This is a genomic window from Nitrosomonas sp., from assembly GCF_024282095.1.
Classification (GTDB): Bacteria; Pseudomonadota; Gammaproteobacteria; order Burkholderiales; family Nitrosomonadaceae; genus Nitrosomonas.
This window is the reverse complement of sequence record NZ_JAMWZS010000018.1, coordinates 17,455-37,002: the sequence shown is the minus strand read 5'-3', so window position 1 is coordinate 37,002 and position 19,548 is coordinate 17,455. Positions and strand designations below refer to the sequence as shown.

The 19,548-nt window shown below is 46.7% G+C and carries 19 protein-coding genes; 11 read left to right on the top strand and 8 right to left on the bottom strand.

Annotated elements, in window-relative coordinates:
* Positions 1 to 184: 184 nt before the first annotated feature.
* Positions 185 to 1,054: a FecR domain-containing protein gene (locus tag Q0K92_RS06970; RefSeq protein ID WP_297325085.1), complete on the bottom strand. Its 870-nt coding sequence runs from the start codon at positions 1,052 to 1,054 to the stop codon at positions 185 to 187.
* A gap of 303 nt (positions 1,055 to 1,357) precedes the next feature.
* A complete protein-coding gene (locus Q0K92_RS06965) occupies positions 1,358 to 1,705 on the bottom strand; it encodes an HDOD domain-containing protein (protein ID WP_297325084.1) in 348 nt (115 codons plus the stop codon).
* Positions 1,706 to 2,021: 316 nt separating this feature from the next.
* Between Q0K92_RS06965 and Q0K92_RS06960 the strand changes: the two genes are divergently transcribed.
* From Q0K92_RS06960 to Q0K92_RS06935, 6 genes are all read left to right on the top strand, one after another.
* Complete coding sequence (locus tag Q0K92_RS06960) at positions 2,022 to 3,287, top strand: glutamate-5-semialdehyde dehydrogenase (protein ID WP_297325083.1); 1,266 nt, start codon at positions 2,022 to 2,024, stop codon at positions 3,285 to 3,287.
* A gap of 59 nt (positions 3,288 to 3,346) precedes the next feature.
* A complete protein-coding gene (gene lpdA / locus Q0K92_RS06955) occupies positions 3,347 to 5,119 on the top strand; it encodes a dihydrolipoyl dehydrogenase (protein ID WP_297325103.1) in 1,773 nt (590 codons plus the stop codon).
* A 70-nt stretch (positions 5,120 to 5,189) separates the two neighbouring features.
* On the top strand, positions 5,190 to 5,594 hold the full coding sequence (locus tag Q0K92_RS06950; RefSeq protein ID WP_297325082.1) for a hypothetical protein: 405 nt from the start codon (positions 5,190 to 5,192) through the stop codon (positions 5,592 to 5,594).
* An 89-nt stretch (positions 5,595 to 5,683) separates the two neighbouring features.
* Entirely contained in the window at positions 5,684 to 6,472 is a 789-nt protein-coding gene (locus Q0K92_RS06945) for a RimK/LysX family protein (RefSeq protein WP_297325081.1), read from the top strand.
* A complete protein-coding gene (locus Q0K92_RS06940) occupies positions 6,472 to 8,022 on the top strand; it encodes an inactive transglutaminase family protein (protein ID WP_297325080.1) in 1,551 nt (516 codons plus the stop codon). The genes Q0K92_RS06945 and Q0K92_RS06940 overlap by 1 nt, the downstream gene beginning before the upstream one ends.
* Positions 8,003 to 9,004: an alpha-L-glutamate ligase-like protein gene (locus Q0K92_RS06935; protein WP_297325079.1), complete on the top strand. Its 1,002-nt coding sequence runs from the start codon at positions 8,003 to 8,005 to the stop codon at positions 9,002 to 9,004. The genes Q0K92_RS06940 and Q0K92_RS06935 overlap by 20 nt, the downstream gene beginning before the upstream one ends.
* Positions 9,005 to 9,179: 175 nt before the next feature.
* Here the strand turns inward: Q0K92_RS06935 and Q0K92_RS06930 are convergent, their stop codons facing one another.
* The gene (locus Q0K92_RS06930) at positions 9,180 to 10,844 is read right to left on the bottom strand and encodes a diguanylate cyclase (RefSeq protein ID WP_297325078.1); all 1,665 of its coding nucleotides are present in this window, start codon (positions 10,842 to 10,844) and stop codon (positions 9,180 to 9,182) included.
* Positions 10,845 to 11,265: 421 nt separating this feature from the next.
* Here Q0K92_RS06930 and Q0K92_RS06925 point away from each other — a divergent pair, with 421 nt between their 5' ends.
* Together Q0K92_RS06925 and Q0K92_RS06920 are read left to right on the top strand one after the other, a co-directional pair.
* Entirely contained in the window at positions 11,266 to 12,153 is an 888-nt protein-coding gene (locus Q0K92_RS06925) for an alpha/beta fold hydrolase (protein WP_297325077.1), read from the top strand.
* 100 nt (positions 12,154 to 12,253) lie between these two features.
* Positions 12,254 to 12,697, top strand: a complete 444-nt coding sequence (locus tag Q0K92_RS06920) for a universal stress protein (RefSeq protein ID WP_297325076.1) — start codon at positions 12,254 to 12,256, stop codon at positions 12,695 to 12,697.
* A gap of 6 nt (positions 12,698 to 12,703) precedes the next feature.
* Here the strand turns inward: Q0K92_RS06920 and Q0K92_RS06915 are convergent, their stop codons facing one another.
* Positions 12,704 to 13,507 carry an outer membrane protein assembly factor BamD gene (locus Q0K92_RS06915; protein WP_297325075.1) on the bottom strand — a complete coding sequence of 268 codons (804 nt, stop codon included), beginning with the start codon at positions 13,505 to 13,507 and terminating at the stop codon, positions 12,704 to 12,706.
* On the opposite strand from Q0K92_RS06915, the gene rluD reads away from it, so the two are divergent.
* The gene (rluD, locus tag Q0K92_RS06910) at positions 13,506 to 14,531 is read left to right on the top strand and encodes a 23S rRNA pseudouridine(1911/1915/1917) synthase RluD (RefSeq protein ID WP_297325074.1); all 1,026 of its coding nucleotides are present in this window, start codon (positions 13,506 to 13,508) and stop codon (positions 14,529 to 14,531) included. The genes Q0K92_RS06915 and rluD overlap by 2 nt on opposite strands.
* A gap of 106 nt (positions 14,532 to 14,637) precedes the next feature.
* Here the strand turns inward: rluD and Q0K92_RS06905 are convergent, their stop codons facing one another.
* On the bottom strand, positions 14,638 to 15,999 hold the full coding sequence (locus Q0K92_RS06905) for a porin (protein ID WP_297325073.1): 1,362 nt from the start codon (positions 15,997 to 15,999) through the stop codon (positions 14,638 to 14,640).
* A 559-nt stretch (positions 16,000 to 16,558) separates the two neighbouring features.
* On the opposite strand from Q0K92_RS06905, the gene Q0K92_RS06900 reads away from it, so the two are divergent.
* Entirely contained in the window at positions 16,559 to 17,428 is an 870-nt protein-coding gene (locus Q0K92_RS06900; protein WP_297325072.1) for a flagellar brake protein, read from the top strand.
* Between the two features lie 2 nt (positions 17,429 to 17,430).
* Here Q0K92_RS06900 and Q0K92_RS06895 read toward each other — a convergent pair whose 3' ends face one another.
* On the bottom strand, positions 17,431 to 18,099 hold the full coding sequence (locus tag Q0K92_RS06895) for a CAAX prenyl protease-related protein (RefSeq protein WP_297325071.1): 669 nt from the start codon (positions 18,097 to 18,099) through the stop codon (positions 17,431 to 17,433).
* A 274-nt stretch (positions 18,100 to 18,373) separates the two neighbouring features.
* Between Q0K92_RS06895 and Q0K92_RS06890 the strand changes: the two genes are divergently transcribed.
* Complete coding sequence (locus tag Q0K92_RS06890) at positions 18,374 to 18,754, top strand: YchJ family metal-binding protein (RefSeq protein ID WP_297325070.1); 381 nt, start codon at positions 18,374 to 18,376, stop codon at positions 18,752 to 18,754.
* Between the two features lie 74 nt (positions 18,755 to 18,828).
* On the opposite strand, the gene Q0K92_RS06885 is transcribed toward Q0K92_RS06890, so the two are convergent.
* The gene (locus Q0K92_RS06885) at positions 18,829 to 19,164 is read right to left on the bottom strand and encodes a hypothetical protein (protein ID WP_297325069.1); all 336 of its coding nucleotides are present in this window, start codon (positions 19,162 to 19,164) and stop codon (positions 18,829 to 18,831) included.
* 21 nt (positions 19,165 to 19,185) lie between these two features.
* A complete protein-coding gene (locus Q0K92_RS06880; RefSeq protein WP_297325068.1) occupies positions 19,186 to 19,533 on the bottom strand; it encodes a hypothetical protein in 348 nt (115 codons plus the stop codon).
* Positions 19,534 to 19,548: the final 15 nt, after the last annotated feature.

The window sequence follows — 19,548 nt, the reverse complement described above, 5'->3', positions numbered from 1 at the left end:
GATCAAATCGTGCGGCTGAAACAGTGTGCGAAATGAGCCACAGCAACAGTATCAGCACTGCATGCTTACAAACAATCAAGCGAATTATTGGGATCAGGTTTCTCAATTTACACCACAATGATTGAATTCACCGCCTGCGACCCTGCGGCACGCTTATCTGAAAACAAACACTCAATTGTCGCAATCAATGATGTCTGGGAAACCCACTGCCATGACCTCTACCGCCATGACCTTTGCTGAGTAATATCACAGCGGCTATGATTCCAATGGTCACAACGCCTACGACAACACCGGCTATGATTGTTTCCCAGTCAACGACTGTTTTATAGAGTTGGAAATCATCTCTCCAACGAATGCGCTGCCAGATTTCGTCCGGAGTAACAGGATAAGAGCGGCCGATCGCATCATGCGTAATAATAATTTCCCTATCTGCCCTGACGTTAATGGATTGCGTTGTATTTTCCCGCAGCGTAACCTTTATCACGCCACTGAGCACAGTGACTTCTGTTTGATGCTGCGAAACATTAAGATGAAGGATAGCGTCCTTGGCTTGTATCGTTGCATGCATGGTCTCAATAGTTTGCTGGCAATCCGATGTATCCGCGTAAGCATTGCCAAAATTAAATTCATCGACACGTATTAAACATGTTGAATCGGATGCCTTGAACTCAATGCGCGCACTGCTTTGAGGACCCGTACTCACGAGCGAATTATTCTTTAGCTTCGCAGAAATTTTTACTTGAGCGCCATTCAGTAAAGTGCTTTTTCCCGATGCATACATAGATCCGATAACTGCATTGTCAGCACCGGCGTTGTGATGAAAACGGAAACTTGTATTTTCATCTTGTTCCCAGAAACCGCCCCTTTCGGAAAAATTCCTATCCTGAATCGGCACTGTTTTACAACCATTCAGAAACAAAATTGTTAGAAGAAGCGGCAGCAGCCATATTTTATTGCCACACAAATTTAAAGAGAACAATACCCGCAATGGATATATTTCCGAATAAATATCATTTAGCTTCTGGAAGATTAGCTGAGTTTTTGAGATGTCCATCTTACTTCTCCTTGCAATTGTTCGCGCCGAGTAGATTTCTGATGGAGTCAATATACGCCGGTCAATATGAATCCGGACTGAATGAAGCAGGCGGTGGTTAAGGTGTTATTCGCTGCACCATAACACTGAAAGTGGCACCCCAAAGAACTGGTCAGGTTGTTAAGCTGGTATCAACATCCAACACCAGTTTTGGGGTCAAACTATGAAGCTAGGTGAATACTGTTTGTCGAAGGACATAAAATACTGAGAAACTCAAAACTTCCCGCCGCTTCGTGCAAATGCGGTCACGTATGTGAAGTGTTTTCATAATTGAGCAACTCGCTCGCTTTTTGATTGCAACTCTGCCAGTTGTTGAGCCACCATGGCTGCGGCTAAATTTCGCACCGTCTGCATGCCGATCAGCGTGATCGCTGCGCGTACATTGGTGACTCTCCTTCCTGAGCGATTAAACACAACGGAATTAGCTACTGCTACTACCTTTTTCGACAACAGCGGTTCGTCTTGAATCAGTAGGATCACGAAATCGAGATTGCAATCGGGATCTTCTAATCTCTCTTTGATATTGATCGCTGCTTTGACTGAAGTAGGAAAAATCAATCTTCCTTGCTCCACTTTGTCAGCCAAGACACTCAGTAGCGCGCTTTTCTCCATAATATCCCCCTTCACTTGATTTAACCCAAATCGGGTTCACATCCACAGCTTCCAGGTTACGCTAAGGGCATCGGCTATCATTTAAGGATCAAAGCAGGTAATAACAGCTATTTCTTGCCCTGTCTATCTTGTTTTTTATGCAGCATCGTTGTACTAAAAAATTTCTCTTTGGGAAGACGTATACCGGGCGGATTCAAGCTATAAAAAATATTGTAATTCGTCATACCTGCTGCTGCATGCAATAAAACTTCTTATCATGTACTATAATTCCAGCCTATTATCAGATTAATACCGATTCCCAAATAAAACTCAATCTATGGACATCACAGATATTAAAAGTTATATGCAATCCGTCGGCCAGGAAGCACGTACGGCATCGCGTTTGATTGCAAAAGCGGATACAGCAGCCAAGAACCATGCGCTACATGCAATGGCAAATGCTATCCGACGCGATGAATTATTATTGTTAGCCGCCAACGCCAAAGATTTGGAGAATGCCCGCGCCAAAGGCCTGGAAGCTTCGATGATCGACCGCCTGACATTGTCGGCGAAAGGTGTAGTGACGATGGTGGAAGGTTTGTTGCAGATCGCGGCGCTAGCGGATCCGGTGGGCGAGATCAGCGGATTGAGTTATCGCCCATCCGGCATCCAGGTGGGAAAAATGCGCGTACCTTTGGGTGTCATTGGCATTATTTATGAAGCGCGCCCGAATGTGACGGCCGATGCCGCGGGTTTGTGCCTGAAAGCTGGCAATGCAGCCATTTTGCGCGGTGGTTCGGAAGCGATTTACAGTAATCAGGCGATTGCCGCGTGCGTGAAAGAGGGATTGCGGTTGGCTGGCTTGCCGGAAACAGCAGTGCAGGTGATAGAAACCACCGATCGCGCGGCAGTCGGTGAGTTGATCACAATGAAGGATTTCGTCGATGTGATTGTGCCCCGCGGCGGCAAGGGTCTGATCGAACGCATCGCCAATGAAGCGCGTATTCCGGTGATTAAGCATCTGGACGGCGTATGTCATGTATACATTGACGATCAGGCGGATTTCGATAAGGCCGTTAAAATTGCCGACAACGCCAAAACCCAGCGTTACGGCACCTGTAACACAATGGAAACCTTGCTGATCCATGAAGGTATTGCTCAAAGGATTCTGCCTCCACTTTGCAAGATTTATTTCGATAAAGGCGTTGAATTACGCGGAGATGCGGTAGCTCGTAGCATTATTCCACAGATGCATGAAGCCACCGAACAGGATTGGTATGAGGAATATCTGGCGCCGATTCTAAGCATTCGCATTGTCGATGGGCTGGATCAGGCGATTGATCACATTACCAAATACGGCTCGCAACATACTGATGCAATTGTCACCGAAAACTATTCGCGTGCGCGTCGTTTCCTGCGCGAAGTGGATTCCAGTTCGGTCATGGTCAATACCACCACCCGTTTTGCGGATGGATTTGAATATGGATTGGGTGCTGAAATCGGTATTTCCACGGATAAAATCCATGCACGCGGCCCGGTCGGTCTGGAAGGATTGACCAGCCAGAAATTTATCGTGCTGGGCGATGGCCAATTGAGGCAATAAACCACACATTTTATTGATAGAAATGAGTGCTCGACACTCTATCCGCCGAGAAGACTGCCATGACGCAAGTGATTGAAATAAGAATTCCCGATATTGGTGATTTCAAAGACGTTCCTGTCATCGAAGTACTGGTTGCTCCCGGCGATACCGTTGCCAAGGAAGCTTCGCTCATCACGCTGGAAACTGACAAAGCTTCAATCGAGGTACCTTCGCCACAGGCCGGGGTGATCAAAGCAATCAACGTCAAAGTGGGCGACAAGGTCTCCGAGGGCTCAGCCGTTCTGACTCTGGCACTGACCGAACAATCCGCAGCACCGGCAAGCGCTGAGATAACAACCGGAGCCAACGAAGAAACAACGACCACAACAGCCGCCGTCTCACCATCAACGCCAGCGTCAGCACCATCACAACCTGTTGCTCCAGGCGATATTCACGCCGATGTGGTGGTGCTCGGCGCGGGACCCGGAGGATATACCGCGGCTTTCCGCGCCGCTGATCTGGGCAAAAAGGTGGTCTTGATCGAACGCTATGCCACGCTCGGCGGTGTGTGCCTGAATGTTGGCTGTATTCCGTCCAAGGCTTTGCTGCATGCGGCTAAAGTGATCACAGAAGCGGAAGAGGTGGAAGCGCACGGCATCGTTTTCGGCAAACCGCAGGTCGATATCGACAAGCTGCGCACCTGGAAGGAATCCGTCATCAGCAAGCTGACCAAAGGACTGAAAGCGCTGGCCAAACAGCGTAAAGTGGAAGTCGTTCACGGTACCGGAAAATTTCTCACGCCGCACCTGATTCAGGTGGAAACAGCCACGGGAGTCAAAACGATTTCCTTTGACAACTGCATCATCGCAGCCGGTTCCAGCGTCACCCGCATTCCCGGTTTTCCGTATGATGATCCACGTTTGATCGATTCCACCGGAGCACTTGAACTGCAAGATGTGCCGCAGCATATGCTGATTATCGGCGGCGGCATTATCGGCCTGGAAATGGCGACGGTTTATTCGGCGCTGGGCAGCAAAATCAGCGTGGTGGAATGGATGGATCAACTGATCCCCGGCGCTGACGCGGATCTGGTCAAACCATTGCAGCGCCGTATCAAGAAACGCTACCAAGCGATTTATCTAAAAACCAAGGTGACCCGGATTGAAGCCGGCAAGTCCGGACTTACCGTAACATTTGAAGGCGACAATGCGCCGCAACCGCAGACCTACGATCGCATTTTAATGGCCGTTGGGCGCCGCCCGAATGGACGCACAATCGGAGCGGAAGAAATCGGCATCCAAGTCAACGAACGCGGCTTTATTCCGGTCGATCAGCAGATGCGCACCAACTTGCCGCATATTTTTGCGATCGGCGATATCGTGGGTGAACCGATGCTGGCGCATAAAGCCACGTATGAAGGCAAACTGGCCGCCGAGGTGATTGCCGGACATAAAGCCGTTTTCGATGCACGCACGATTCCTGCCGTTGCCTATACCGATCCTGAAATCGCCTGGATGGGCTTGACCGAGAGAGAAGCAATCAAGCAAGGCATCGATTTTGAGAAAACCAGCTTCCCTTGGGCTGCCAGCGGCCGTGCAATATCGATGGCGCGTGAAGAAGGCATGACGCAACTGCTGCTGGATAAAAATACCCGCCGTATCCTGGGCGCCGGCATGGTGGGTATTAACGCCGGCGAACTGATAGCCGGAACGGTACTGGCATTGGAGATGGGTGCGGACATGCAGGATATCAGCCTGACCATCCACCCGCATCCGACATTGTCGGAAACGGTTTTATTTGCGGCCGAAATGGCTGAAGGAACGATTACCGATCTCTTTCTACCCAAGAAATAACCAATCCATTTCAGGATGGATCTCTAATTATTTCATAAAAAACAATTACTCATTTTTAACAGAATCTATTATGACCTTCCAAAAAACCTGTTTGCTCGCATTCGTATGGTTGATAGCCTCAGCCGGTTTCATCAGCGATGCGTTGGCAACGCATATCTCACAACCGATTGTTGAAAATCCTAAAACACACTATACCGTTGGGGAAACCATCGTGCTGCAGGGATGGGTCGAATACAATGCCCAGCCGGCTCCCGATGTATTGCTCAATTTTAAACTGACGCGGCCGGATGGCACCGTCGCTGTTGATCAGTCTTACCCGAGTGATGCCAATGGCCGTTTTGACTTCAAGTTTGATACCCGCAATGAAAAACCCGGCAGTTATCAAGCCATCATTACGTCGCACTGTCTGGAAATTCATCGGTATGCCTGCACTTACAAAAATCAAACCCTGTCCATACACCTCGATAATCCCTAGCGCCACACTGAATACGTGGAATTACCGAATCGCGCGCAGTCACTGAGTCACGCAAACCGTATCCATGTAACATTGCAGTGATATCATCCATGCCAAGAATCAACAATAAAACCAATATGAGAATTGCTCATTCACCGCTTGCTAAAATTTACCGCAACTATCCGGTCATCACGTTTGCGCTGCTTATGCTGTCGGCATGCAATCCGCAGGCAGACAAATTGTCGGAACGCGAAGCGCGTATCAATGCCAGGGAATCCGAGCTGGTTACCTTGTTTGCCGAGCTGGTTGAGCAAAGAAAATCCTTGGAAAAGCATCCATCTGATAAACTCCCCGGAACGCAAGAAAATTCAGATGCAGACAAACGCAATGCCTGTTCGTGCGACGCTGGCAGTGCTGGCGCACCTAAGCAAGGGGCGTCCGCAAAAACGGATACCAAAACAATATTGGGTGGGCTAGAGTCTGTCTATCTTGATCCGCCCGGTCTGGAATTCAGCGCACGCATCGATACCGGGGCGCAAACCTCATCGTTGAACGCTCTGGATATTGTTGAATTTGAACGTGATGGCAAACCTTTTGTAAAATTTAGTATGCTTCACCCGGAAACTAAGGAAAAAATCGAATTGACCCGGCGTTTGCGTCGTTATGTTCGCGTCAAGGAGCTTGGCAACAGGGAATCGCAACGACGTCCGGTAGTGCGCATGCGCGTTGTACTCGCCGATCTTGATGAACAAATCAATTTCACGCTGGAAAATCGCAGCCGGTTTAAGCATCAAGTGTTGATAGGACGCAACTTGTTACAAGATCTCGCCATCGTGGATGTGAGTAAAAAATATACCACCGTCAAAACTGATAACCCGGGAACAGCCGGTAAAAAATAATGCATGCAAAACTTAGACTCTATTTTCTAGTTGTCCTGATCATGGGACTGGGAATAGGTTTAATTTTATATAAGCACTTCGCGCTGGGATTTCCATTATTACCGGATGACAAGAAACCCGTCTGGACCATTGAAGCCAAGATCGATTTTGTCGCACGCGGTGATCCCGTTATCGTTTCCTTCGCTCTGCCCCCGCAAACTCCCAATATCGTCATCATAGAAGAAGATTTCGCTTCACCTGATTACGGGTTTAGCGAATTGGCCACCCCGACAGGACGCCGTGCGCAATGGAGTAAACGCTCCGCAACCGGTCGGCAAACGGCCTATTATCGCGCGCGCATTTATGAAACAGACCCAATCGCCCTTCCTACCGTTGCCGCAGACCTTCCCGCGGAACCGGGAAAGCCTGAGTTTGATGAAGTTCTAAAAACCGCCGCAACGACATTACTCGATCAAGTACGCAGTAAATCAGCCAATACTGAAATATTTACGCGTGAATTGATCGCGACATTAAATTCCAATGCGCCCAGTCAGAATCAAAGTTTGTTGCTCAATGAGCAATCCAGCGAAGATTATAAAACCCATCTGATTATTAATTTACTGGCATTGGAAGGCATCAGCGCACGCATTGTGCGCGGACTGTATCTGGAAGATGGTCGGCGCAGACAATCGCTGACCAATTTTGTGGAAGTCTATTTGGGCGGTCAATGGCGCTTATTCAACCAAAACACCGGAGAAAGCGGGAAACCCGAGAATCTTCTGCTGTGGCAGCGCGGCGACCAATCGTTACTGGATGTCGTCGGTGGCAAGCACTCGCAGATATCGTTTTCCATCATTAAGAATTTCCAGTCGACGAGAAATCTGGTAGTACGTGACAGCATGAACAAACAGGCCGGTATCATCGATTTTTCGATCTACAGTCTTCCGATTGAACAACAGAGTGCTTTCAAAATGATTCTGTTATTACCGATCGGTGCATTGATTGTGGTCATCATGCGCCTGCTGGTCGGCCTACGAACTTCCGGCACCTTCATGCCCATTCTGATTGCCTTAGCGCTGATACAAACCACTTTGCTGACCGGCATCGTCATTTTTCTGACCGTCGTTGGAACAGGATTACTGATTCGATCTTACTTATCACGCCTCAACTTATTATTTGTCGCGCGCATTTCAGCCGTGATCATCGTGGTGATTGCGATTATGGCAGGTATTAGTATCATCAGTAACAAGCTGGGACTCGATCAAGCGATGACGGTGACTTTCTTCCCCATGATCATTTTGTCATGGACCATTGAGCGCATGTCGGTGCTGTGGGAAGAAGACGGCCCCAGAGAGGTTTTTATCCAGGGTGGCGGCAGCCTGTTGACGGCAATAATTGCCTATTTGTTTATGACCAATCGAACGATTGAATATTTGACGTTTAATTTTCCCGAATTGATGCTGGTTAATCTGGCGCTCATCCTGATCCTCGGACAATATACCGGCTACCGGTTATCCGAGTTGTATCGTTTCCATTCTCTGGAAAGACGCAATGTTTCTGGCAAGCGCTAAGAAACTCAGAAGCTTTGGCATCATCGGGATGAATCAGAGAAACTTTGGTTTGATTTCGCGCTATAACCCACGCCATTTATATCCACTCGTCGATGACAAACTAAAAACCAAACTACTGGCACAACAGGCCGGGATTACGGTACCCAAACTGCTCGGTACGGTGCAATATCAGCATGATGTCAAGCTGCTTAAAGAAATACTCCGTCCGTATGACCAGTTTGTCATAAAACCGGTCAAAGGCAGTGGCGGCAAAGGCATCCTGGTGATTACCAAACATGATCATAATCTCTATTTCAAACCCAGCGGCGATGCCATACAGTTAGCGGATATCGAACGGCATGTTTCCAATATTCTGAGCGGCCTCCACAGCTTGGGCGGCAAGCCTGACACCGTCATGATTGAGTCGCTGATACAGCTGGATCCGGTTTTCTCCGACTATAGTTATGAAGGCATTCCCGATATCCGCATTATCGTTTTTCGTGGCTATCCCATCATGGCAATGTTGCGGCTCACAACCCATGCTTCCGACGGCAAAGCCAACCTGCACCAAGGCGCGGTAGGTGTCGGGATCGACATCGGAACGGGCCGCGCATTACATGCTGTGCAGTACGGCGAAACGGTTTTGCACCACCCGGATACGCGCAAAACTTTCTCGGAATTAGTCATTCCACATTGGGATAAATTATTACACTTGGCTGCTGCCTGTTATGAGATGACCGGCTTGGGATATTTGGGCGCGGATCTGGTGCTGGACAGAGATCAGGGTCCGATGATCATTGAACTCAATGCGCGCCCCGGACTCTCCATTCAAGTAGCCAATTACGCCGGCCTGGCACCGCGGGTTGCCGTCATAGAAGCACTCAAAACTGTAGATCCGGATCCGCAAATACGCGCAGCATTCAGCAAAAAACAATTCTCAGTAGACTCAATCATCCACTCACCTCGCCCGCAGCATACGCGCTCCGATGATCCCGATCCTTAGCAGGCGTTAAAACCATCTGCGTTGCCGCTACGGTGTCAAGAACAGGCTCGAAACGCTGATTAATCACACATAAACTGCGCTTCTTCGCCCATTTTGCCTTGTATCGGTTACCTCGAGAACGTTTTGGAACGACCTGTTAAAACTTCCGTACGCACTGCCCGCACAAAGGCATCATCTAATCACCTGAATTCACCACCACTTTATTGCGCCCTCTCTGTTTGGCTTGATACAACGCTTTATCAGCGGCCTCACTGAGGCTGGCGGCATCCGAGAAATGTGCAAGATCCGCGATACCGCAGCTGAAATTGACATAAAACTCTTCATCATGGCTCAAGTGTAGCAAACGTGAGAAAACTGTGCGTATCTCATCAATGACTTTTGCCGCAGAGATTGCGTCGGTATCGTTCATAATGACCGCAAATTCTTCCCCGCCATAACGCCCGACAATGTCCGTTTCCCGCAAACGTTGTTTGAGCAACCGCGCCAAGCTCTTAAGCACACGGTCACCAGCGGCATGACCATAAGTGTCATTGACTTTCTTAAAGAAATCGATATCCACCATGGCGAGCGATAATGGTGTACTCAGCCGGCTGGAACGTACCACTTCACGCGCCAGTTCTTCTTTTATCGCAGTATGATTCAGCAAGCCGGTCAAACCGTCATGAATCATCAGAGAGCGTAAAGAACGCGCTCGCGTCACACGCGATGTAATGGCTGAAACCAAGTGCGCAGGGTCAATCGGTTTAACCAGAAAATCGTCACCACGCAAATTCATCGCCTCAGGCTGCGTATTAAAATCGTTTTCAGTAGAAAGATAAACGATCGGAGTACTCAGAAAACCATCCGTTTGGCGAATGACTTTGGCCAATTCAATTCCGTTGCATTCGGGCATATACAAATCCATCAGAATGAGGTCAGGATTAAAGTCGCTCAATACTTCCAGCAACTGCATCGGCTCCGAGATTGCTTTCACGACCATTTCAGCCTGCTCCAGTATCGCCGTATGGTAAGCCAGCACCATTGGACTATCATCGACAATCAATACACGAAATGGCTCTTGAATTTGCGACGCGGTGATCAAATCAAGTTGATCGATCAGTTCCGTAGAATTAATGGGTTTTGTGAAGTAGGCAACACCACCGGCACGCACCGCCCCCAGTCGAAACGCCATATCATCGTGAACCGAAATAAAAATCACCCGCGCCGGGCAAACCAAGCCTCGCTGAATTTCCTCCATGATCTGAATACCACCCATTTCATCTTCAGGAAACTCAACATCCATCAGGATGATCGCATGGGGTTTATGCTGCACAGCGGCGCGGAATTTATCTAAATGATTGAATACCTCGACTTCATAACCGTAATAGCGCAATTGCAGCGCAAGCTCCTGCGCCGCCTCGACATCATCTTCCACCACAAATATCAGATTAGATGCATGAGAATTTGGCAGAAGCGCGTGTTCATCGGCAACCGCCGCAATCATATTTTTTGACGACGCAGCAGCTTGCTCAGCGGAGATTCGCTTCAGTTCAAGCACTTGCTGCAAAATTCTGGCAGATTGCAACGCATCTATGGCAACTTCTCTGTGCATCAGGCTCTTCAGAACTTGCTCCAATGCACGAGCCTCAATACTCAGTTGCGGGTAACCAAACGTTTTACCATTACCGACTAAATTGTGCACAGAACGATGCAGTTCCTGTAGTGCCTTACTGTCCCATTCTGTTTGCAACTTACTCCATAAGGCTTCAATTTCATTGATTCTGTCCGGTAGCTCTTGTGCAAATGAAGCCAGCAACAAACGCATTCTTTCCCGAAATTCTTTGTGCTCTTTAATATGCATAGTAGTGTGCCCGATTCTGTGCAATCTCAGCGGTTAGTCGCACGAGATCGAAGTTTCTTGATAAACCTGCCGTCGTTCCAAAATTTATGCATGACGCGATTTCATTTGGTTGTACAGTAGCAGCCATAGCGAAAATATGAATACAGTTGTATGCTTCCCTCAACCTGTTTTCTTTCGCATGTAGCCATTGTATAAAAAAAATGGCCACTCAATCGGATAATTTAAGACTTAAAAATCGATTATTTAACCGATTTGTTGATGAAATTTTCCATTATGGCCTGCAGCACTGAAACCATGACACAAAAATTATCACGATAGTGCCTGTTAATTACGCATTTGCTACATACTTTATTTATTGCCGCCGACTATTTTGTAAATACCTGTTTCCCATTTCATCGTTTCCTCAGATCGGATAGAAACCATGTTGCATAAAATAACTGTTCAAATTCTGGCTTTCATCATTGTCATCACGCTTGGCATCTTTGCAATCGGTGCGCTGTTGACCGGACCGGCGCCCAGTGCAGTCGGTACACTTTCAGCAGATTTTCCAGTGGAATCCATACAAATTCCTGGTACAAACGGGTCTATCGTACACGGTTGGTTGTCTTATGGAGAACCTGGCGGTAGTGTCGTGCTATTGGTGCATTCAATGCGTAGCAATCGACTGGAAATGCTGAGCCGGGCCAGATTTCTGAGAGATCAGGGTTACAGCGTGCTGTTCATTGATCTGCATGCACACGGCGAAACTACTGGAGAAAGAATCACCTTCGGCTTGCGGGAATCCGAAAGCGTTGTAGCATCGGTGGCTTTTCTTCGCAATACTTTTCCACATGAGCGTATCGGTGCCATCGGTACTTCTTTGGGCGCCGCAGCGATAGTGCTTGCCAAACCGGATTTAAAACTGGATGCGGTTATTCTTGAATCCTTGCATCCGACTATCGAAGAAGCCGTCGATAATCGCTTAAAATTACACTTCGGCAGCTATGGATCCGTGCTTTTGCCCGTCATGTTGTCACAATTGTCCTTTTATTTAGATACTTCCATGGATGAATTGAATCCAATCGCTCGAATCAACGATTTGAATTCGCCGATATTGTTCATTTCCGGCACCAACGATGCGCATACGACGCAATCGGAAACCGAACGCCTCTATGCTGCCGCCAGAATGCCCAAAGAATTATGGATTGTTCCCGGCGCCCGGCATTTCAATATGCATTCGTATGCCGGTAAAGAATATGAACAACGTATTACCACCTTTCTAGCTCACTATCTACGCCGCATTGATGACAAATCACAACCCATTGACTAAGCAATAATCACCGTCAGTACAATCATGCAAATATGATAAAGTTTGACCTTATCGTAGAACTCATATTCGTTTTCACCGATTTACCATCAAGGAATTCACCATGAATCACTATCAGAACATTCTGCTCGCCATCGATTTCTCCGATTATGGTCACTATGTCGCGCAGAGAGCCAAACAGCTGGCCGATCAATTCAGCGCACACCTTCACATCATCCATGTGCTGGATAATATTGCCATGCCTGACACGCCATATGGCTTAGTCATTCCACTGGATGAAGATTCATCCTACGATTTATTGGAAGCGGAAAAAAACAAATTCAAACAGATCAGTGATCAATTGGGTATTGCACCAACACATCGCTGGATGGTTTGGGGTGAACCACAACAGGAAATTACCCAACTTGCAACACAACAACATATCGATCTCATCGTCGTGGGTTCACACGGACGCCACGGACTCGCTGTGCTGATGGGTTCAACCGCCAAGGGAGTTTTGTATCACGCCGATTGTGATGTGCTGGCTATCCACTTAAAAGAACATTAGGAAATGTTACCGCCAAAATTCCCACCATGCTTTGGCACCGACTTCCGGTAATTCCGCAAGGAAATGACTGTTTGGAAAGTTAATTCGCATGACACGCTCCGCATCATCGCGCAGATCATACATCTCCAGTTCTTCATAAGCCTTAATCATGATATACAGCGCTTCTTCGGTAGCGGGTGTACGGGGATATTCTGCGATCGCATTCTGAGCCCGATTGGCTGCAGCAACATACGCCTTGCGTTTCATGTAGTAGCGCGCGGTATGAATCTCGCTCATGGCAACGGCATTGATCAAGTAGGCCATCCGCTGTCGGGCATCTGCTGCATACTTGCTATCCGGAAAACGCGTTACTAGTTCCTTAAAATTTTCGAATGATTCGCGCGATGCTTTTGAATCACGCTCGCTCATATCCTGCTTGAGCGGGCCTTTCAGCAAGAATCCCATCATTCCCCAATTGTCATTGAAACTTGCTAATCCCTTGATATAGTATGCGTAATCCACATTGACATGATTAGGGTGCAATTTGATAAACCGATCGGCTGCGGTAATTGCTGAAGCCGGCTCTTCATTTTTATAATGTGCGTAAGCCGTCTCAAGTTGTGCTTGTTGTGCTATGCGACCATACGGGTAACGTGCTTCTAATGACTCATACAGTTTGATGGCTGCCGTATAATTGCCATCATTCAATTTTGTTTTCGCTTCAGAATAAAATTTATTGGCAGACCAGTCCTGCTGATCTTCTGTCCGATCCGGCAGCAAGCCGCAGGCTGATAACCATAACACCAGAATTAAAGCTAAACTACGTAACATGACCAATTCCATAAAAAACAAGAGTACTCCTGCGGATTATAACGTAAAGCCACCGCCCCTTGTGTGTAACGAGCTGGCGCACACCGATATCGATTTAATAATTCCTGCTGATTATGCAGGCTTGCGTCTTGATCAGGCTTTAGCAAAGCTTTTACCCCAGTGGTCCCGTAGCCGCTTGCAATCCTGGATTGTTGAAAATCGAGTTGTGGTGGATGGCCTGATCGCCACTGTGAAGCAAAAAGTATGGGGCAATGAGTATGTCCGGATTTCCCCTCAGGACACTGTCGCTGAATCTGCGTACACAGCTGAAAATATCCATCTAGACATTATCCACGAAGACGAGTCACTGATTGTTATCAACAAACCTGCCGGCTTAGTCACTCATCCCGGTAATGGCAACTGGCAGGGCACTCTGCTCAATGCGTTACTGCACCATGCACCGCAATTAGAGAACGTACCTCGTGCCGGTATCGTCCACCGGTTGGACAAGAACACCAGTGGTTTATTGGTCGTTGCAAAAACCATAGAAGCGCAAACAAATCTGGTGCGCCAACTGCAACAACACACCGTTAAGCGTGATTATCTCGCATTGGTTTTAGGAGAAGTCGAACAAAGCGGCAGTGTCGATGCGCCGATAGGCCGACATCCCATTCATCGTACGAAAATGGCTGTTACTACACATGGTAAATCTGCGCGTACGCACTATCGAGTTATCGAGATTCTTGAAGGTTGTACGCTGTTGCAATGTAGCCTTGAAACAGGCCGCACGCATCAGATACGTGTACATATGAGCGCTATCGGACATCCCTTGGCAGGCGATCCTGTTTATGGCGGCAAACCCAGGAATACCAGGCAGGTCATTGGGGAGCTATTAATTAATTTTCCCAGGCAAGCATTACATGCTCAGAAACTTGCATTGACTCACCCGCACACCGAACAAATCCTGACATGGGAAGCCAACGTACCTGATGATTTGGAAAATTTACTACAGAAACTGAAATACCACAGCAAAGAAGAGCCATAAGGTTTTCTGGTAGCCTGATTTATATGCTCTTAAAAATAAAAATGCGCCCGCAGGCGCATTTTTATTTTCATATTTCATAAACAAATTCATATATCAAACACTAAACTCAGAACGGAAGGATAGCATCCAGCGAGAACAAAACCTGATCCTTATTGCCGCCAAACGGCCGATAAGCAGCGACATCAATCGCATCCGCTCTATCCCAGCGAATATTCGGGCGAATATTCAATTGCTTCAAACCCTTCCAATGAAGATTCAACGTCCTGGCCGCTTTCCAGTTTGCACCAATAGTGACCGCATAATAATCTGCAGGCGTACTAGTGGCTAGCGCGGTTGCACCACCCAGCGCATAGCTGCTGCCAAGGTGATTTGTTGCCGCACTTACCCTACCTGGTGAGAAAACACGGAAACCGTCCCGATCACGAAACCACTCAGCGCGCACACCGATTGATAAGGCCGGCGTCAGATCATAATACGCATGCGTATTAATACCATACCATGTCGCATTCGTTAATCCTCTCGGTGTCAAGACGCCATCCGCGAAACCATGATCATGTTGCAAAATAAAATGTGTCTTGTCCGTGAACATATGTTTCAGGACAACGCTGTACATACCCCAGAAATTATTACTGCGTGTGGAAGTCGTACTACCGGTACCGCTGATATTCAATGAGGTTTTCTTATCATCACTAGTCCAGGTAATACCGCCAATCCCCCCCCAATTTCCCATTTGCCGATCAAAATTACCATCCCAACCGCCGGTTCCACTACCACCAATTGCACCAGCCATCGCAACAAAGTTCTTATTGATCGAATAATTAGTCAGCACACCGGTATGGGTAAAAGGTTCACCATATTGCATGGTATAAGCATGGGTATAGAAGAAATTATTGGGTGCCGGTACCGATTCATAGCCAATCGGGGTATAAAAATGACCTACTTTAATATTCAATCCATTACCAACCGGCGCATAAATCTCTGCGAAAGCCTGCGGAATTGCAATGCCGTATGTACGGCTGGAATTACAGCATATCCCAAGATCCCAGTTACCTCGATCAGGCAGCGCCCTCCCAGTGTTGGGATCAAATGCCGGATTACCGTAGGCTTGGGTAAAAATAGCATCGGTACCGAACATAAAGTCACCACGAAAACCGAAATCCCAGCCTTTACCTTCCGTTTTAACCGCACGCTCTATAAAAAAGTTCAACTGATTCAATTGAACCCTATTCGCTTGGTCCGCAAAAGTGACCGGACCGTTAAAACCGTCGGTCTGACTCGGATTGAGAGTCGCACCGCCATGAATCCACCCGCCAATTCTAATGCCGCTGTCTTTCAATGCCTTTGTAAAGTTATTGCTGGCATTCATCACGGTATTTGCAAGAACATTGGATGAACTCATACCAATCAGTAGCAACCCTCCTACCACAGCAGGCATCATCTGGTTCTTATATAATGATTTATATTCCATTACTCCCCCTAATAAAATTACACGAAAGATACTAACACTACAGGCCACAAAAAACCCTAGTTCTTACATGGACAGACTCTATCATTGAATCACCGCAAGGGTCAACGCAAACAGTTGTTCAATAATACAAAGAACAATGCAAGTGTTGCGATCTGCGTCAGTCAAAGCGCACCGGAATACTGTGAGCGATGTCCATAGCACAACGGAAGCCTCTCGATTACAAAGCCACACTGCCTTGCCGCATGCATTCCATGCAGTAAATCACAATAACAAACACAGTCTTTAGCCGGTACTTATTTCTTGAAGAATAGCCTTATAAATCAAATGATATTTGATTGAATGAAAGACGTGCACCAATCTGGAGTTCCAATATTATTGGTCGGTTGTTTAGTCACTGGAACCGGAGGTAGCGGTATAGTTTGTTAAAGTTTTGAACCATTCGTACCGTTTAAGGAGCACTTATGATTTTATACATAATATATTGATATATAATAATTTCAATTAAAAGCCTATTGCCCGTTACGCAGCTTATTCCATTTCCTACGCAAAATAGTTAATCATGAATTTGATACAGATACAGAAATCAGATTTAACAGTGGGTCAATCATTACCATGGGATTTATTTGACCGAGAACACAAACCGATACTTAAACGTGGGCATATCATTGAAACGATTCATGAATTAAATAAGCTGAAAGAATCTCCGCTATTTCGCAAAGAATCAGCAGCAAGGCAAACCCACTCCGATAAAATCGGATTCAACTTTGAAAGCATGCAACTCAAAGTTGGTCATAAGCTTCAACTTAAATTATCTTCTTCGGCAAAAAAAACATCCGGTGAAACAAACAACAGCTTCTACAGAGCAGCCCTTATCGGTTATGTACAAGACGTCACATTAATCGTCAGTATGCCCGCATCAAATCAATTAACTGGAGAATCCTTTCTGGAAGGCGACCAGATTCTGGTACGTTTATTTAGTGGAAAATGTGTATTCAGTTTCACAGCTTATGTAGACAAGATCATTAAAATACCATTCAAATATCTCCATTTGTCATTCCCTAAATATATATTAGGTCAGACTATTCGAAAATCCCGGCGAGTTAAGTGCAATATTCCAGCTTCAGCTGCTGACAATCTCATACCACTGACCATTACCGATATCAGTACTACGGGTGCAGAAATTAATGCCACCTGCCTCTTAGGAGAACCGGGTACAACTATCATGCTATCCTTTGCCATTCAGATTTTGGACAAAGAAGTACCATTAACCATAAAAAGTACCATCAGATCTGTTAGACAGATCAATGAGAATAACCAGAAAATATCATGCTTCGGCATTGAATTCACCGAATTAGAATCGGGCCAAGCTTCCTCACTGCACAGCTTTATTTATCAGGAAATAGTCGAAAATCCGCATCATACAGTTTAATCCTACCAAAAACCCCAATTACCCGTCGATACTATCCATATACCCAAAATACCATTGGTTATCGCATGCGCAAGAATTGGTGACCACAACGTACCACTACGCATGTACAGAAGGTTGTAAACAATCCCAGCAAAAATTCCAGCCAGCCATAGACTATGCGCAACCGCAAAAAGTATGGCCGTAATGCAAAATGCCTTGAGTCCTACCTGTGCCGGATTGACAGCCAAAAAATTTGGATGCGTGATCCAGCGCATCAGAAATGATCGCCAGAACAATTCCTCCATGACAGGAACCACCAGTGCCGCACCAGCCAACCGCACCGTCACCAGAAACCAATCAATTTCAGCATCATCACGTGGATCGAAACCAACGGACTCACCCATCACCATCCAATCTGCCGTCAGATTAATCCAGGCAACGAACACCACGATGCCTGCAACGATCGCCACAATCCAGGTGCGAAAATTTACCCCCGCAGGCCACCGCAACTCACTATAAGCACGCCGCATCAACCACAGCAAGCCGACAACAACAGTGATCTTCACCACGTAAAGCAAGCGCAAGTCATTGGCATCCCAACCAAACTTCAACAATACATCTTCCAATAGCATAAAAAAAACATATGCACCGAAAGGTGCGATGCGATAGACATTATCACGATCAAACATCATGGCTGTGATCTCTCAAGTTATTTGTATTACGATGTACTGCTGGCTGTATTTGATATCGCAGTGCGCTCGGTTTCGTAGCATTCATCAGTGTAAAGAAAAAGATTCCGTGCAAAAGAGGGAAAAGAATGCGTTGAATGGCTTATATCTTGAAATATACTCATAGGAGTCTTTACACTGACACGCAACCAACTCGATGATTGAATCCAAGTGCATGAAGCCTTTGAAGAATGCACGATATAGCATGAATATAATACACTCAGCAATAGACATCAAAATGACCCACTGCCCATGCGGTAACACACACTACATCAACTGCTGCGGCCGTTATCTGGATCACGGCGAAGCTGCCGCCACGGCAGAAATACTCATGCGCTCACGTTACACGGCATACACATTGAATCGCGAAGACTATCTGCTGGCGACGTGGCATCACAGTACCCGCCCGGCTTCGCTCGAATTGGCACGTCAGCCACCGAATCAATGGCTGGGCCTGGCAGTGAAGCGCCACGAACAATCGTCCGCAGATCGTGCGATTGTCGAATTTGTCGCGCGCTACAAAATCAATGGACGCGCTTATCGTTTACATGAAATCAGCCGGTTCATACAAGAACGTGAACTGTGGTTTTATGTTGATGGCGATATCATGCAACGCTAGGAAAATTAGTGACTTGGAAGGAATACAGTCAAATATGCGATCGGATCTGAGCTAACACACTGAAACATCATATTTTATTCAATCAATTCAGCGAGCTCACTTTTCTTTAGTTTTATTTGATAAAGCAGCTTGTCATAAAAATGGATGCGCATAATCGAGCGAACAATCAAATAGACACTTAACACAACCAAAGCAAAATTCAATATTCCCAATGGAATCAAAAAATGTAAAACGTTCAGTGCATCATAAAGTCTTGAGGTAGCCACCAGTACGCTCATCACCGATAGGGGAAGTGCCAAAATTGCGATACCTGTCCGCATCACGGAAAGCGAAGTGCGCTTTTCAGCCAGAATCAGCTGAATTTCATCCATGACGACTGTTGAATCAGCCTTGTCGATGTCCGCAATCAAATCTCATACCTTTTAATATTGCTATACAATTTTGCAGGAAATGACGGCATCTTCGTCATACGCATAAATCGCACATAATCGATGGTATCCATCTGCAACAATCACTTTACCATTGACCGAATCTCTGACCAGCAAAAGCGGTGACAACTGATCTCCCGATTGTATCTTCTGCTGATTCCTCCTGACATGCGTATTACTGATCCCGAGCAATGATAAGTTGGATGCTCTAAAAATATCTTTGGCCTTAAATTCTGAAATGACGGCTTGCTTCAAACCATTGACATAACGTGAAGCCGCCTGTTCATCATAAATCAGCGACAAATACGACAAAGCTGCCGGATAGTTATGGGATTCCGGTTCGTTTACCACTTGATTTCAGTTTTT